The organism is Stenotrophomonas sp. ATCM1_4 (assembly GCF_004348115.1).
Classification (GTDB): Bacteria; Pseudomonadota; Gammaproteobacteria; order Xanthomonadales; family Xanthomonadaceae; genus Stenotrophomonas; species Stenotrophomonas capsici.
Genome location: NZ_QPFB01000001.1, coordinates 3547351 through 3563475 on the forward strand (window position 1 = coordinate 3547351; position 16125 = coordinate 3563475).

A 16125-nucleotide genomic window follows, 5' to 3' on the forward strand; every position below is an offset into this window, starting at 1 on the left:
TTCTCCGGCGTCGCGCATGACCCGTCGCCAGCGATTCGCTACATTTACAGGCCGGTTGATCCGGCCTGTTTCCGTTCTGCCCGTTCGTCGTAATCGCGTGTTTTGCCAAGGGGAAGTGTCTTGCGAATCCTGTTAGTCGGTGGCGAAGCCACGCTGTCGGCCGAGTTGCTCGAGTACATCGGCGATCTGGGCGACGAGTGGGAGGTGCAGTCGGTCCCCGATGGCAGTGCCGCGATAGTGGCGGTTTCCTCGGCGACCATCGACGCGATCATCGTCGCCCCGACCCTGAACGACCTGTCCCCGGCGACCCTACTCGGCCAGATCCGCACCCTGCGCCCGGAAACCATCCGCATCGCCCTGATCGAGGGCGGCGAGAACCAGCGCGTGCCGTCGGCCCGCATCATCGGTCTGGCCCACCGCTTCCTGCCGCTGCCGCTGGCCCCGGAACTGCTGCTCGAGGCGCTGACCAGCCTGGAAGAGCTGCGCGAGCTGCTGGACAGCCCGCGCCTGCGTGCAGCGATCGGCCGCATCGAGAAGCTGCCCTCGCCCCCGCACCTGTACCTGAGCCTGATGCATGCGCTGGAGGACGACGACGAGAGCAACGCGGCCGACATCGCCAAGCTGGTCTCGGCCGACCCAGCCATCGCCGCCAAGGTGCTGCAACTGTCCAACTCGGCGTTCTTCAACAACGGCCGCGCGATCTCCGACCTGCGTGGCGCGGTGACGCGGCTGGGCCTGTCCACCTTGCGTGACCTGGTGCTGGCCAGCGAGGTCTTCGCCCTGCCCGGCGCGTCCAGCGCCGAGCGCAACGCGCTGCAGACGCGCGCCCTGCTCGCCTCGCGGCTGGCGGCCAGGATGCTGCCCCAGTCCAGCGCCGAGCTGGGCGCCACCGCCGCGCTGCTGGCCGACATCGGCCAGTTGCTGCCGGGCGTGCGTGACGAACACCTGCCGCTCGAATCCGGCGATGACCGCCCCGGCCACGCCGAGGCCGGCGCCTACCTGCTGGGCCTGTGGGGCCTGCCGATGCCGATCATCGAGGCAGTGGCCTTCCAGTTGCAGCCGCTGCGCTCGAACGTACGCAGCTTCTGGGTCGCCGGTGCCGTGCACGTGGCCACCGCGCTGGCCGCCGGCCGTGAGGTCGACGAACAGTACCTGGCGCGCGTGGGCGTGCTGCCCAAGCTGGAGCAATGGCGCGAGATGGCCGACGGCATGATGGGGCTGACGCTGGAGGCGTGAGTTTCCCCGTTGGTGTGGTGAACGACGGCCGCCGCGTGCGGCCGTTTTTCTTGGGCGTCCGCCGGCAGGCCACCGGCATGCCGGCGTCAACGACAGCCCGCGCCGGATGCGTGCCCCGCGCCGCGCCATCGCAGGCAAAGAAAAAGGGTGGGCCTTGCGGCCCACCCTTTCCTTGTTTCACAGGGCTTCGATGGATCAGAAGCGCTGGGTGTACTTCATGTAGACGAAGCGACCGATGTCGAAGCCACCGTAGTACGAGAAGCTCGAGTTCGGCTGGCTGTACATGACCGGACCTTCGTGGTTGAACACGTTGTTCGCGCCCAGCGAGATGGTGGCATCCCACGGAGCGTTGTAACGCACCTGCACGTCGTGGAAGGTGTTCGAGCCCAGCTGACGGGTCGGCTGTGCCAGCGTGTACGACGAGCTGAAGTCCGGCATGTTGCACTCCGGGCCACCGTCCATGTCGTACGAGCAGGCTTCCTTCATGCCCGAGTAGTAACGCACGCCCCAGTTCACGCCGAAGTTGCCGTAGCTCCAATCGACGTTCAGGTTCGAACGCACGCGGAAGTTGCCCGCCCAACCGGTGGACTGCTCGATCGGGGTTTCGGCTTCGTTGTCGCGCTTGTACTCGAGGTAATCGACGTAGGTGGTCTTCCAGTCGATGACGAAGTTACCGATCGCCAGTTCCGGCAGGCGGTACTTGACGCCCAGGTCGTAACCTGCGGTTTCCTGGTAGCCGCCGTTGATCAGCGTACGGGTCACGTCCACCACCTGGCCATTGGTACGGCCCGAGGTGCCACGGCTGAAGCGGTCACAGGCCGAATCGATGCCCAGCACGTAGCACTGGTTCAGGATCGAGGTCACCGACTCGGCGGCGATCACGTCGTCGATACGGATCTTCCACCAGTCCAGGCTGACGTCCAGGCCCTGCACGAAGTTCGGGCTGTACACGAAGCCGGCAGTCCAGGTCTTGGAGGTTTCCGGCTTCAGCTCAGCATTGGAACCGGACTCGAAGGCGCTGTAGGACTGGGTGCCCGGGCCGGTCGACAGGGCGCCGCCGGAGGTGATCTGACGGAAGTCAGCACCCAGGCCAGCGGCCTGGCAGGCAGCTGCCACGGACGGGTTGCGCACGGCTGCGCCGAAGCTGCTGTCGCACGGATCGGTGTAGCTGTCGAAGGTCTGCGAGACGCCGCCGTACATGTTGGAGATGTTCGGCGCACGGAAGCCCGTGGCGTAGGTGGCGCGGACCAGCAGGTCGTCGATCGGCTTCCACTTCAGGCCGAACTTCGAGTTGATGGTGTCACCGAAGGTGTTGTAGTCCGAGTAGCGACCCGCCAGGTCCAGGGACAGTTCCTTGGCGAACGCCATGTCGGCCAGGATCGGCACGTTCATTTCGAGGTAGAACTCGTCCAGCTCGTAGTCGCCCTTGGTCGGGGCGCCGGCCAGGCTGGTGCTCAGGCCCGACTGCAGCATCGCGTCCGGGTTGTACTCGCCGCTTTCCTCGCGGTGCTCGTAACCTGCCGCGAAGGCCAGGTCACCGGCCGGCAGGGTGAACAGCGAGCCGGACAGGTTGGCACTCAGCACCTTGGTGGTGTTGGTGTAGGTGTCGTGGCTCGGCAGGAACAGGTAGTCCTGCAGCGCCTTGTTGCCTGCCAGGCTGCCGATGCCGGCTTCGCCGTAGCCCAGCAGCGGGTTCCACGGGGTGCAACCAGCGATCACCTTGGCTTCGGTACCGCAGTAGGCGACGCCGTCCTTGATGAACGACGGGCCGACGGCGTTGGCGACGTTCGGCGTGAACAGGTCACCGGTACCGGTCTTGACGCCCTTGTTCTGGTTGTAGACATAGCCCACGTCCCAGTCGAAGTACTTGTCGGCGAACTCGAACGAGCCTTCCAGGCCTGCGCTGAAGCGGAAGGTCTCCTGCTCGGACTCGGTCTGGCGCGGCATTTCCGAGGTACGACGGATGAAGTGTGCTTCTTCACCCAGCGGGTTGAAGGCACTGTCAGCCGACATCGGGGTGTCGAAACGCTCGGACTGGTACGGATAACCGGCGATCTGCGAGGTGGCCGTGCGCTTGGTGTACAGGGCGCTGGCGGTGGCGCGGATGTTCTCGGTCACATCGAAGTTGCCGTTGGCAAAGACCGAACGACGCTTCAGCTTGTTCTGCAGCCACATCTCCGAGCTCGGGTTGCTGTAGTCAGCCAGGCCGAAGTCGTGGAAATCAGCCAGCGTGTCGCCAGCCGCACCCGGGTTCTTGACGTACCAGAGGTCGTCGTCGTTCGGGTCGATCAGCACGCCCTTGTTGGTCGCGGCCGACCAGCCGTTGGCGCCTTCTGCCTCGTTCGGGAACGGGTGCCACTGGCCATTGCCGTAGCGGCTGTAGCGACGGTCCTTGGCGGCAACCGGCTTCTCCGAGCTGTACTCGGCGCCGAAGGTCAGCGAACCGCGTTCACCGGTCTGGCCGTAAACGAAGTTGTAGGTTTCCTTGTCGCCGTCGCCCTGGCCGTACTGGCCGCGGTAGACGCTGGCTTCCAGGCCGTCGAAGTTCTTGCGGGTGATGATGTTGATCACGCCGGCGATGGCGTCGGAGCCGTAGATGGCCGATGCGCCGTCGGTCAGCACTTCAATGCGCTCGACCACCGAGGTCGGGATCGAAGCCAGGTCGGAGTAACCGCCGGTGCTGGTGCCCATGCGCTTGCCGTCGAGCAGCACCAGGGTGCGCTCCGGGCCGAGGTTGCGCAGGTCAACGTACTGGCCACCCACTTCTTCGCCCGAGGTCAGGGCGTCAGCGCGGCTGATGGCCGGCGAACCGGTGGCAGCCAGGTTCTGCACGATGTCGGCGACGCTGGTGAAGCCCTGCTTCTCGATGTCGGCGCGCTGCAGCGCGATGACCGGCTGGGCGGTCTCCATGCTGGCCTGGCGGATGCGCGAACCGGTGACTTCCAGGCGGTCCAGGGTGGTGGCACCGGCGGCGTCCTGAGCGGAAGCGAAGGCAGGCGTCAGGGCAATGGCGATGCCGGCCGGGAGCAAACCCAGCCGCACTGCGGAATTACGAAGCTTCATCAATCTCTCCAAGGAAGCAAATAACAACAACGTTAGTGGTGTGTTAAACACCCCTGAACGTTACGATTGCATCGCCCCGATTGATTTGCGCGAGCCGCCCTTAAACTTTGCCGAATCTGGCCTCAACGCTTCGCGCATGTCGCGGTAGTGCGTGGCCGAGGTGCCGAAGCGGGCGCGGAATGCGCGCGCGAAACTGCAACAGTTGTCAAAGCCACTGGCTGATGCAACTTCGCCGACCATCATGTCGGTATCGCGCAACAGCATCGCGGCACGCTCCAGGCGCAACCGCGCCGACAGCGACTGCGGGCTTTCCTCGTACAGGCTCTGGAAGGTCTTGGACAGGTACCAGCTGGAGAAGTTGGTCAGTTCGGCCAGCTCGCCGATGCGTACCACGCGGTGGCTGTTGCCCTCCAGGTACATGCGCGCACGCTGCATGCGGCCGAACACCTGGCGCTTGCGCATGCGTGAACGGCCGGGGCAACGCTGCACCGTCACCGACAGCTCGCGCTGCAGCGAGGCCAGGTGCAACAGCAACGGCCGCAGCTGGTGGATGGTGGTACCGGCGCCCTGGGCCTCGCGCCACAGGCGCAATGCCAGCCGCGCCTCGGCATGGCTCATGCGGCCGCGGCCGGTGTAGACACTGCAGTCGGCCAGCGTACCCAGCATGCGCAGGGCATCGGCATCCAGGCTCACGCCAATGCATACGCCATCACGGCCGGCCTGGATCAGCGGGCGGGACTCCTTCTCGAAGGCAATCCACTCACGCTGGTGCAGGCGGAACTTGCCTTCCTTGGACTCCACCCATGCGGTGCCACGCAGCTGCATCCATACGGTGAACACGGTGCCGGAGGTCTGCAGGCTGCCCAGCCGCGCGACGCCCACGCAGTTCGGGCGCGGCCCGTCATCGACGTGCCTGTCGAACGTCACCGATTGCCCGCGATCCACCCAGGTCACCTGCCGCATGCTGCTCACCATCTGTTTGCCTTCAATGGGCGATGGTTTTGCCAACTCTGGCGGCGAAGGTCAGGAAGATCCTGCGAGATTGCTCCGAAATTATCCGGAAGCGACTTCCGAAAGAATCACGAAGGATGTTTTCCCAACCACGGCAACCACTTGGCCACGCCCATCAGCCGCCGCGGCGGGCGCCGGGGGACCGGCATCACGCCGATATCGGCGCCGTCGGCGACCGCCAGCGCGACGAAGGCGGCACTGCCATCGGGCGCCAGGCTCAAGCCGTTGCCGGAGCTGTAGCGCACGGCATCCAGGCACTGGCTGAGCCCGTTGGCACCGGGGTTGATCGCATCCAGCCGGGTGGCGCATCGCGGCCCGATGTTCAGGTACTGCACCGTGCCGTTGTCGGCCACCGCCCAGGTCCGGTAACGCCAGCGCGTCGGCACCTCGCGGTTCACCGGCCGGGCACTGCTCAAGGCCAGGCTTGAATCCACCTGCCACAGGCCGGGACTGCCCAAGCGGGTGAACAACACCTGCCCGCCGGTCTTGTCGACCCGCACCTGGGACACGCCCTCCAGCGCCGCCAGGCGCTTCCAAGGCGTCTGCGTGCGATCGAACAGGGCCAGCACCATGCGGTCATTGGCGGCACGCTCGACCACCAGCACCGTGCCGGGCTGCCGTCCATAGACGGCCTGCAACGGCTCGTTCACCGGCACCGGCAACTTGCTCCACTGCCCTTCCTCCGGGATCACCTCGTAGATACCGGGCAGGCCCTCCGCGTCACGGCCGGTGACCAGCAGGTGGCGGGCATCGGCGGACCAATCCATCGGCTGGCGCGCCTCGGGCCGGAAACCATCAATCATTTCCAGCGAATCAGGTGCCTCCAACCGCGCCCACCACAATGCGAACGCACCGGAACGGTCCGAGGTGAAAGCCAGCTGGCGACCATCGGGCGACACCATCGGCTGGCCATCGCGACCGGAGGAAGCGAACAGCCGCTGCGGCTCGCCGCCGGCCACGCCCAGCGGGAAACGGAACAACCCGTACTGCGGCTGGTCGCGCATGAAGGCCAGGTTGCCGCCCTGGCGCGAGACCGAGGGACTCTGCGCATCGCCGATGCCCAGGTCGCGCAGCAGGCGGGTACCCAGGTCCAGCCCGAACAGGCGCGACTCACTGTCCACGCGCCGGCCGAACACCATCTCGCTGGAAGTCAGCCACGCCCAGCCGCGGATCTCGGCGGCTTCCTCGGTGAGGCGCTCGGCGTTGCTGCCGTCGGCGTCCATCACCCACAGATCGCCCACCTGCGGATTGCGCACGAAACCGATGCGCTTGCCGTCGGGCGAATAGCGCGGTGCGTAATCAAAGTCGTCACCGGACATCGCATAGGAGAACGACGTCCAACGCCCGGACGCCAGCTCCAGCGTGCGGATGCCGCGGCTGGCCTGGCTGCCGGTCATCGATCCGAAGATCAGGCTGCGCCCGTCCGGTGCCCAGTCGAAGCTGAGCATCTCGGTGCCGTCGCAACGGGTCACGCGGCGCGCGGTTCCGCCGGTGGCGGGCATCACCAGTACTTCGCAGCCACCATCGGCGAGAAAGCGCGCGAAGGCGATTTCCCGTCCATCCGGCGACCACGCCGGGAAACGGTCCGAACCGCCTTCCGGCGGCATGACCAGCTGCACCGGCGTCGCGGTGCCGGTGCTCTGCACCCACAGGCTCGAAAGCCCGTCGCTTTCCTTGGCGAACACCACCAGCGCGCCGTCCGGCGACAGGTCCGGATGGGTTTCGAACGCCGACGTCGAGGTGATCAAGCGGTACGGGCGCTCGGGGCTGCCCAGCACCCGCGTACCACTGACGGTTTCCTGCGGTGCCGGCGATTCCGGCTGCCTCCACAGCAGCCAGGCCATCACCAGCGTGCTGGCCAACAGCAGTACACCCACGCCACTCAATACGTAGCGCCGCACCACCCGTCGTTGCGGCAACCGCGCCGGAGCCGGCCTGGCGGCAGCCTCGTCCTGCACCGCGGCGACGGGTTCGACGACCGCTGGCTGCGGCGCATCATCCGACGCCTCCGCGTCCACCCCCGCCGCGTCAGCGGCGGCATCCTCCCAGGTAACCGGCACCAGCAAGCGGTAACCGGTCTTGGAAATCGTCTCGATGTAGGCCACGCCGTCGCCATCGACCGCGGCCGATGCAAACGCCTTGCGCAGCTGGGTGATCGCCTGGGTCAGCACGTCGTTGGTCGGCATGGTGTCCGGCCACACTTCGGCGAACAGCTCATCGCGTGTGACCACCTGGCCGGCACGACGTGCCAGCGCCAGCAATACGCCGATGCTCTTGGGGGTAAGTCGCTGCACCTTGCGTGCATCCGGCGGATGCACCTCGCGTGAGGACAACACCACCAGACACTCGCCAATGCGAAGCCGATCACCCGCGGGCTTCTCGTTGTCGATTGTTTGCATCGGGATCAGGGTCAAAGCCGTCTTGGACACCATTCCTGTGTCCGGTTGAACGACCCGGGGGAGAGTCGATCAACCGCCAGATTCCGCAAATGGCTGCAACGGAAAGCGCAAAAGTTCAAACGGGTGCGAATACTACTCTAAGCAAGTTACCGGTGTGCCCCCACATCGACGACATCAGGCTCTCTCTCGCCGACGAATCCACATAATCCGTTACAGAATTCGCGCCGCAAGGCGCGATTTTTTTAACTGGCGTTCAGCCTTTTCGCGCCTTGCTGATGGTCAGCCCGACCAGTCGCGAAACCACCAGAGCCACGTACATCACGCCTGAAAACTGCTCCAGCATCACCAACGCGCGTGCCTGCGGATGCACCGGCGTGACGTCGCTGAGCCCGACCCCGGACAACAAACTGAAGCTCAGATAAAGCAGCTCCACCCAGCTGCGTATTTCCCCCTCGCTGCTGGCGATGAAGCTGCCCGGATACCACTGCTGGCAAACTGAATAGGCGAACGCAAACGCCCATGCCAACAGCGTGAATGTCGCCCCCGCGGCGAACAGTTCGTCACGCGTGACTTCATGGTCCTGCAACATATAGGCGATGAGGCTGCAGGTCGTATAGAAGTACAGCAGGCATTCGAGCACCTGCGAGGTGGTGGTGAACGCATGCCGCTGCAGCACCGCACCGGCCACCGAGAACACCACCGCCGGGATCGCCAGCGTCAACGCCACCCAGATGCCCAGCGGGCTGCGTCGCACGACCCACACCGACAGGCCAAGCACCGCCATGCCAAACGCGTTGAACAGCACGCGGCCGGCGGTCATGTGCTCCATCGCCGGGTACAGCAGCACGCCCAGCAGCTGCACCGCCAGCAGCCACGCCGACGGATGCCGGCGGGCCAACGCCAGCCAGCGCAGGTGCGCGCGTACGCGCAGGCCTTCCGGCCGCGCTCCCTCCGGACCGACGCTCATCAAGGGCGATCCTCAGCGCGCGGCGCGGTACGGGTACTGCGCGAAGATTGCCGCGACCGCCGCATCGATCTGCGCGCCACGCTTGTCCGGAGTGCTGCGGCCCACCGTACCCACCGCCACGCCTTCCCAGACCAGGCGGTTGCGCTGCACGTCGACCACGTCCACGTTGAGCGTGCCCTCGGTGTACTGGTGCACGTCGGTGCGGTCGCGCCAGTACGGCACGGCCACGTAGCCGCGTGCGCGATAGCTGTAGTAGTAGTCGTAGTCCACCTGCGGCATCGTGGTCACCCGCGTCTTGTCCTGCAGGTAGGCATTGAGGTTGACCCACAGGTCGGGCTTGGCTTCGTCGAGCACATAGCCACGCGCCTGCATCTGTGCCTGCACCGCCGCACGGATGCGATTGCTGGTGATGGTTGTGTAGCCGTTCTGTTCCAGCGCCAGCGGCGAGTAGAACGCAAAGCTGCGGTAGCGGCCGAAGTCGCCGCTGGGATCGGCCTGGCTGCTGACCCGGGGCGTGCTGGCGCAGGCCGCCAGCAGCGAGGACAGCAACAGCACCGTGATGAGCCGGAACACATTGCGAAGCTTCATGGCGACCTCCCCTGCGATGGACGGCTGCACGCTACCACGACCGCCGCTCTGTCCGCGTCAACCCTGCCCCGGGAAGCCGGCGGGCTCCCCGGGAGCGGAACCGGCGGTCAATCCGGCCGGTACACCTGCGCGCCCTGTTCGCGGAACTGCGCCGACTTCTCGGCCATGCCGGCCTGCAGGGCCTGCGCCGCGTCCATGCCCTGCCCGGCCGCATAGTCACGCACGTCCTGGGTGATCTTCATCGAGCAGAAATGCGGGCCGCACATCGAGCAGAAGTGCGCCAGCTTGTGGGCGTCCTTGGGCAGGGTCTCGTCGTGGAACTCCTTGGCTTTCTCCGGATCCAGGCCGAGGTGGAACTGGTCCTCCCAACGGAACTCGAAGCGCGCCTTGGACAGCGCGTTGTCGCGCACCTGCGCGCCCGGGTGGCCCTTGGCCAGGTCTGCCGCATGCGCGGCGATCTTGTAGGCCATGATGCCGTCGCGCACGTCCTGGCGGTTGGGCAGGCCCAGGTGTTCCTTGGGCGTCACGTAGCACAGCATCGCCGTGCCGTACCAACCGATCATCGCCGCGCCGATGGCGCTGGTGATGTGGTCGTAGCCCGGCGCGATGTCGGTGGTCAGCGGGCCGAGCGTGTAGAACGGCGCTTCGCCGCACTCGTGCAGCTGCTTGTCCATGTTCTGCTTGATCAGGTGCATCGGTACGTGGCCCGGACCTTCGATGATGGTCTGCACGTCATGCTTCCAGGCGATTTTGGTCAATTCGCCCAACGCTTCCAGCTCGCCGAACTGCGCCGCGTCGTTGGCATCGGCGATGCAGCCCGGGCGCAGGCCATCACCGAGGCTGAAGGACACGTCATAGGCCTTCATGATCTCGCAGATGTCCTCGAAGTGCGTGTAGAGGAAGTTCTCCTTGTGATGCGCCAGGCACCACTTGGCCATGATCGAGCCACCGCGCGAGACGATGCCGGTGACACGCCTGGCGGCCAGCGGCACGTGCCGCAACAACACGCCGGCATGGATGGTGAAGTAATCCACGCCCTGCTCGGCCTGCTCGATCAGGGTGTCGCGGAAGATCTCCCAGTTGAGTTCTTCGGCGCGGCCATCCACCTTTTCCAATGCCTGGTAGATCGGCACGGTACCGATCGGCACCGGCGAGTTGCGGATGATCCACTCGCGGGTTTCGTGGATGTGCTTGCCGGTGGACAGGTCCATCACCGTGTCGCCGCCCCAGCGGATCGCCCAGACCAGCTTTTCCACCTCCTCGGCGATGCCCGAGGACACCGCGCTGTTGCCGATGTTGGCGTTGATCTTGGTCAGGAAGTTGCGGCCGATGATCATCGGCTCGCTTTCCGGGTGGTTGATGTTGTTGGGCAGCACGGCGCGCCCACGCGCGATCTCGTCGCGCACGAATTCCGGGGTGATGACCTCCTGGATGGCGGCACCGAAGCTCTGCCCCGGATGCTGCGCGAGCAGGCCGGCATCACGTACCGCCTCCAACCGCTGGTTCTCGCGGATGGCGACGAACTCCATCTCCGGGGTGATGATGCCGCGGCGCGCGTAGTGCATCTGGGTGACGTTGGCACCGCCAATGGCACGGCGCGGCAGCACGCGTGCCGGGAAACGCACGGCATCGAGCCTGGCATCGCCTTCGCGCGAACGCCCGAACGCCGAGCTCAGGCCCGGCAGCTGCCCGGTATCGCCACGCTCCTGGATCCAGCGTGCGCGCAGTGGCGCCAGCCCGGCGGCCAGGTCGATGCGCGCCTGCGGATCGGTGTACGGGCCGGAGGTGTCGTACACCGTGATCGGCGGGTTCTCCTCGCCGCCGAACAACGTGGGCGTGCGCGTCTGTGCGATCTCGCGCATCGGCACCTGCAGGTCGGCCCGCGAACCGGGCACGAAGATCTTGCGCGAGCCGGGGATCGGCTGGGTCACGGATTCGGAGAGTTGCTGGGCCTGCTGCTGCAGGCTGGGCTGGGCGTTCATCGGCATTCGTCCTGGTCAAGCCGCACCGGGAGGTGCGGGCCATGCGAGGGATTCGCATGACGGAACGAAGCGAAGGCGCACGCCGATGGCGGTTGTCCCCTGTGAACGGAACGCATGCCGTGGCACACGAAGCTTCCCTACGCCGGTATGAGCCGGATCAGGTTCGAAGGGTATGTCTCAACCGTGGCCCGATGGCCGCGGTACCCCCGCTTCGGGCGGCATTAGACCACAAAGCGGTGCCACCTGGCCCGGTGCGCCGCGTCATCGCCTGCTAACGGAATCGTGACGTGCCGTTCAGTAAGATCCCGCCCCGGTGCGATGCCCTGCTGGCCGCGCCACGGTGCTCGTCCACCTTTCCCTGCCCGGCCTTGGCGCCGGCCCTCGCTGCAAGCCCCGGCTCGCTCCCCTCAATCGCTCTTGATCGGAGACGCTCCTTCATGGTGTTTCGTGTTTCCATCGCACTGGTCGCCGTACTGGTGCTCCTGGCCGGCATTGCGCCCGGCCCCTTCAACGACGTGGTCCAGGCCACGCTGACGCACGTCGTGCGCGGCGCGGGCTGGATGTACCTGTTGATCGTGTTCCTCACCCTGACCTTCCTGCTGTACCTGGCGTTCGGCCGCTTCGGCAACCTGCGCATCGGCGGCGAGGACGCCGAGCCGGACTTCTCGCGCGCCAGCTGGCTGTCGATGCTGTTCGCCGCCGGCATGGGCATCGGCCTGGTGTTCTGGGGCGCGGCCGAGCCGATCTCGCACTTCGTCACCCCGCCGGAAGGGCTGCCGCCACAAGGCATGGACGCGGCGCGTGCCTCGATGCGCTACGCGTTCTTCCACTGGGGCCTGCACCCGTGGGCGATCTACGCGCTGATCGGGCTGGCGATGGCCTGGTTCCAGTACAACCGCAATGGCCGGGGGCTGATCAGCGACATGCTGCAACCGGTGATCGGCCGCCATCACCGCGGCGCGTTCGGCAAGCTGGTGAACATCGCCGCGGTGGTGGCCACCGCGATCGGCGTCGCCACCACGCTGGGCTTCGGCACCATCCAGATCTCGGCCGGCCTGCAGCGCGTGTTCGGCATCACCGCCGATGTCCCGCTGCAGATGACGGTGATCGCGGTCGCCTTCGTGCTGTACATGATCTCCACCACCAGCGGCGTGGAGCGCGGCATCAAGTGGCTGTCCAACTTCAACCTGGCCCTGGCCGCGCTGCTGTTGGCCGCGGTGCTGGTGCTGGGCCCGACCGGCTTCATCTTCGACACCTTCACCACCACGCTGGGCTCCTACCTCAACCAGCTGGTGACGATGAGCCTGCGCATGTCGCCATTCTCCGGCAGCACCTGGGTGGCCGACTGGACCATCTTCTACTGGGCCTGGTGGATTGCCTGGGCGCCGTTCGTCGGCGCCTTCATCGCGCGGGTGTCACGTGGTCGCAGCGTGCGCGAGTTCGTGGTCGGGGTGGTACTGGCACCGACCGTGCTCGGCTTCCTGTGGTTCTCGGTGTTCGGTGGCACCGCGCTGTGGTCGCAGCTGTTCGGCCACGCCGACCTGGTGCAGGCGCTGGGCAACGGCTACGAGACGGTGCTGTTCACCCTGTTCGACAGCCTGCCCGGCTCGCTGCTGCTGTCGTGCCTGGCACTGGTGCTGCTGATGATCTTCTTCGTCACCTCGGCCGACTCTGCGGTGCTGGTGCTGGCCAGCATGTCCACCGACGAGGCCGGCGACCCGCCGCTGTCGCGCAAGCTGGTGTGGGGCGTGGCGGTGGCGCTGATCGCCGCGGTGCTGCTGCTGGCCGGCGGGCTGGAAGCGCTGCAGGGCATGATCACCATCGCCGCGCTGCCGTTCGCGCTGCTGATGGTGCTGGTGATGGTGTCGCTGTACCGCGTGCTGGACGCCGAGGCCAACCGCCAGCGGCGGCTGGCGCAGCGCGGACGGCACCTGATCGAGGCCTGGATCGAACGCGAGCAGGCCGCGCAGGAGGATGCACGCGAGGAAGCCGCTCGGAACGTGGGCGGGGATTGAGGCCCGGGCTCGCGTCCTTACTTACCCCTCCCCTGGCCCTCCCCTTCGCCTGTGGCGAAAGGGAGGGGGCGAAGCAGGAGCAGAAGCGGAGCGCAGGCGACACAGGGAGCTTTCAGCTCTTGGCTCTTAAGCTCCTCCCCCTCCCTTTCGCCGCAGGCGAAGGGCAGGGGCGGGGAGGGGTGCTTCTGCTTCCCCGAACAGCCCAGCTCAGTACCCGGCCGCCTGCCCGTCCTTGCGGCTCTCGGAAGCGCCGTAGTACACGCCGGTTTCGGGGTCCCGCATGATCGCCTGGTAGCCGCCATACGGACCATCGGCGAACGTCACCCGGTGTCCCCTGCGCATCAGGCTGCGCACGGTTTCCCAACTGAAGCCGGTCTCCAGGTTCACTTCCCCACCGTCGCTCATCGCCGTGCCCTGCCCGGTCGGTTCGGTGGAGCCTTCGTGCTGGATGCGCGGCGCATCACCGGCTTCCTGCAGGTTCATGCCGAAGTCCACCAGGTTCATCACGATCTGGGCGTGCCCCTGCGGCTGCATCGCCCCGCCCATCACGCCGAAGCTGGCAAACGGCTTGCCGTCCTTGGTGATGAACGCCGGGATGATGGTCTGGAACGGCCGCTTGCCCGGCGCGTAGCCGTTGGGATGGTCCTTCTGCAGCACGAACATCTCGCCGCGATCCTGCAGGATGAAACCCAGCCCCGGCGGGGCCATGCCGCTGCCCATGCCGCGGTAGTTGGACTGGATCAACGACACCATCATGCCGTCGGCATCGGCCACGGTCATGTAGATGGTGTCGCCCTGCTCCAGTTGCTTCGGCGTGCCCGGCTGGGCTTCCTTCAGCGCCTTGTCCATCGAGATCAGCGCACGCCGCTGCGCCGCATAGTCCTTGGACACCAGGCGTGCCACCGGTGCCGGCGCGAACGCCGGATCGGCGTAGAAGTGCGCACGGTCGGCGAAAGCCAGTTTCTTGGCCTCGACGAACAGGTGGATATGCTCGGGTGATCCGAACGGGATCTTCGAGAAGTCGTAGCCTTCCAGGATGTTGAGGATCTGCAGCGCGGCGATGCCTTGGCTGTTGGGCGGCAGCTCCCACACGTCGTAACCCCGGTAGTTGCTGCTCACCGGCTCGACCCATTCGCCATGGTGTGCAGCCATGTCCTCGTAGCTGAGGAAGCCGCCATTGGCCTTGAAGTAGTCGCCGATGGTGCGGGCGATGTCGCCCTTGTAGAACGCATCGCGGCCACCGTCGGCGATCTGCTGCAGGGTGTGGGCGAGATTGGGGTTGCGCCACATCTCGCCCTTGCGCGGGGCGTGGCCATTGACCGTGAACTGCTCGGTGAAACCGGGGTACTGCGACAGCCGTGGTACCGAGCGGTCCCAGTAGTAGGCGATCACCTCGGACACCGGATGGCCGTCGCGCGCGTAGCGGATGGCCGGGGCCAGGTTGTCGGCCATCGGCTTGCGGCCAAAGCGCTCGTGGAGCGCGAACCAGCCATCGACCGCACCGGGCACCGATACCGGCAGCGGCCCGGTGGCGGGGACTTCCTTCAACCCGCGGCGCTGGAACTCGGCCAGCGTCAGCGAACGCGGCGAGCGCCCGGAACCGTTGTAGCCGTACAGGCGCTGCGTCTTTGGATCCCAGACGATGGCGAACAGGTCGCCACCCACGCCGTTGCCGGTGGGCTCCATCAAGCCCAGCGCGGCATTGGCGGCGATGGCCGCGTCCACCGCCGAACCGCCGCCCTTCGTCACGTCCAGCGCGATCTGGGTGGCCAGCGGTTGCGAGGTGGCTGCCATGGCATGCGGCGCGATGACTTCCGAGCGCGTGGCGAATGCGTGACCGGTGACACGGTCGGCGGCGGACGCCGCGCACAACGAGACGGATAAGACCGCCAGGAACAGGATGGGACGCAGCATCGGCGGGCTCCGGTGGGATGGTCCGGCGAAAGTAGCCCACCGCGCTGTCTTACGCACGTCTTACGCCCGCACCGTATCTAGCTCCTCCGAAACAAACCCGTCGCCCTGCATGGCCACGGCGGCATCCGGTTCTTCCAAAAGGGGCTCTTCCAATGCAAATGCGATCCAAGCGCCATCAGGGCGGCTTCACTCTGGTCGAGATGGCCGTGGTCCTGGTCATCATCGGCGTGATCATCGGCGCGGTCATGATCGGCCGCGACGTGCAGCGCAACGCCGAATACACGCGCATCAAGCAGAAGTTCGTCGACCAATGGGTGGTGGCCTACAACAGCTACCACCAGCGCTTCGGTGCTCCGGTGGGTGACAACCAGGCCGCGCCGCGCCTGATGGTCGCCGGCAAGGAGTACGACATCGACATGGCCAACAACACCGCCAGCAAGGGCGCGATCTGCAATGGCTCGGCCTCGACCAAGAGCGACCAGCCGGTGACCGCCTCCTCGCAGGACGGCGACAAGCTGCGCGACTTCATGCGTGGCGCCGGCATCAGCCTGCCGCCGGGCCGCGGCGAGGGCTTCGAGGACCGCTACGTCTACCTGGACACCAACGGCAACCCGCAGGAAATCCAGGTCTGCTTCCAGTGGAACCCGGCCGAGACCGCCTCCGGCGCCGGCAACGTGATGGTCATCTCCGGCCTGACCCCGGACCTGGCCCGCTCGCTGGACCAGATGATCGACGGCAAGCCCGACCCGCAATCCGGCGCGTTCCGCCAGGTGGGCCTGAACAAGCGCAGCGTGGGCAGCAATGCCGACGCCGAGAGCATGGAGTGGAAGGGCAACAACACCAACAAGGCCGGCTCGGCCGGCGCGGCCAACTCCAACGTCGCCGGTGGCGGTGATGACACCGACCAGGTCATCACGCTGGTCGCCCATTACAAGATGAACCAGTAAATC

10 protein-coding genes and 1 riboswitch are annotated in these 16125 nt (G+C 66.4%); of the genes, 3 read left to right on the plus strand and 7 right to left on the minus strand.

Translation table 11 applies throughout. The annotated features are described in order from the left end of the window. Window positions 1-120 precede the first annotated feature (120 nt). On the plus strand, window positions 121-1236 hold the full coding sequence (locus ATCM_RS16240; protein WP_132865515.1) for an HDOD domain-containing protein: 1116 nt from the start codon (window positions 121-123) through the stop codon (window positions 1234-1236). 195 nt (window positions 1237-1431) lie between these two features. Here ATCM_RS16240 and ATCM_RS16245 read toward each other — a convergent pair whose 3' ends face one another. The 6 genes from ATCM_RS16245 to thiC all read right to left on the minus strand — a co-directional run bounded on the left by ATCM_RS16245 (window position 1432) and on the right by thiC (window position 11246). Next, complete coding sequence (locus ATCM_RS16245; protein ID WP_207911825.1) at window positions 1432-4299, minus strand: TonB-dependent receptor; 2868 nt, start codon at window positions 4297-4299, stop codon at window positions 1432-1434. Between the two features lie 60 nt (window positions 4300-4359). After that, window positions 4360-5262, minus strand: coding sequence for a helix-turn-helix transcriptional regulator (locus ATCM_RS16250; protein ID WP_132865516.1), 903 nt, complete (start codon window positions 5260-5262; stop codon window positions 4360-4362). A gap of 116 nt (window positions 5263-5378) precedes the next feature. Further along, window positions 5379-7739, minus strand: coding sequence for a winged helix-turn-helix domain-containing protein (locus ATCM_RS16255; RefSeq protein ID WP_343145361.1), 2361 nt, complete (start codon window positions 7737-7739; stop codon window positions 5379-5381). 223 nt (window positions 7740-7962) lie between these two features. Then, window positions 7963-8676: an ion channel gene (locus tag ATCM_RS16260; RefSeq protein WP_132865517.1), complete on the minus strand. Its 714-nt coding sequence runs from the start codon at window positions 8674-8676 to the stop codon at window positions 7963-7965. Window positions 8677-8688: 12 nt separating this feature from the next. Then, the gene (locus ATCM_RS16265) at window positions 8689-9264 is read right to left on the minus strand and encodes a DUF4136 domain-containing protein (protein WP_132865518.1); all 576 of its coding nucleotides are present in this window, start codon (window positions 9262-9264) and stop codon (window positions 8689-8691) included. Window positions 9265-9371: 107 nt separating this feature from the next. Then, on the minus strand, window positions 9372-11246 hold the full coding sequence (gene thiC, locus ATCM_RS16270) for a phosphomethylpyrimidine synthase ThiC (RefSeq protein ID WP_132865519.1): 1875 nt from the start codon (window positions 11244-11246) through the stop codon (window positions 9372-9374). A gap of 116 nt (window positions 11247-11362) precedes the next feature. Beyond that, window positions 11363-11464: riboswitch (TPP riboswitch) on the minus strand. A 219-nt stretch (window positions 11465-11683) separates the two neighbouring features. On the opposite strand from thiC, the gene ATCM_RS16275 reads away from it, so the two are divergent. Further along, entirely contained in the window at window positions 11684-13261 is a 1578-nt protein-coding gene (locus tag ATCM_RS16275) for a BCCT family transporter (protein ID WP_132865520.1), read from the plus strand. 207 nt (window positions 13262-13468) lie between these two features. Here the strand turns inward: ATCM_RS16275 and ggt are convergent, their stop codons facing one another. After that, window positions 13469-15175 carry a gamma-glutamyltransferase gene (ggt, locus tag ATCM_RS16280; RefSeq protein ID WP_132865521.1) on the minus strand — a complete coding sequence of 569 codons (1707 nt, stop codon included), beginning with the start codon at window positions 15173-15175 and terminating at the stop codon, window positions 13469-13471. Between the two features lie 152 nt (window positions 15176-15327). Between ggt and ATCM_RS16285 the strand changes: the two genes are divergently transcribed. After that, on the plus strand, window positions 15328-16122 hold the full coding sequence (locus ATCM_RS16285) for a prepilin-type N-terminal cleavage/methylation domain-containing protein (RefSeq protein WP_132865522.1): 795 nt from the start codon (window positions 15328-15330) through the stop codon (window positions 16120-16122). The last annotated feature ends 3 nt before the right edge of the window (window positions 16123-16125 follow it).

Bases quoted from the DNA above. Each gene is read 5' to 3' on its own strand.
- ATCM_RS16245 (WP_207911825.1), bottom strand. From the start codon at position 4,299: ATGAAGCTTCGTAATTCCGCAGTGCGGCTGGGTTTGCTCCCGGCCGGC.
- ATCM_RS16260 (WP_132865517.1), bottom strand. From the start codon at position 8,676: ATGAGCGTCGGTCCGGAGGGAGCGCGGCCGGAAGGCCTGCGCGTACGC.
- ATCM_RS16285 (WP_132865522.1), top strand. From the start codon at position 15,328: ATGCAAATGCGATCCAAGCGCCATCAGGGCGGCTTCACTCTGGTCGAG.
- ggt (WP_132865521.1), bottom strand. From the start codon at position 15,175: ATGCTGCGTCCCATCCTGTTCCTGGCGGTCTTATCCGTCTCGTTGTGC.
- ATCM_RS16250 (WP_132865516.1), bottom strand. From the start codon at position 5,262: ATGCGGCAGGTGACCTGGGTGGATCGCGGGCAATCGGTGACGTTCGAC.
- ATCM_RS16265 (WP_132865518.1), bottom strand. From the start codon at position 9,264: ATGAAGCTTCGCAATGTGTTCCGGCTCATCACGGTGCTGTTGCTGTCC.
- ATCM_RS16275 (WP_132865520.1), top strand. From the start codon at position 11,684: ATGGTGTTTCGTGTTTCCATCGCACTGGTCGCCGTACTGGTGCTCCTG.
- thiC (WP_132865519.1), bottom strand. From the start codon at position 11,246: ATGAACGCCCAGCCCAGCCTGCAGCAGCAGGCCCAGCAACTCTCCGAA.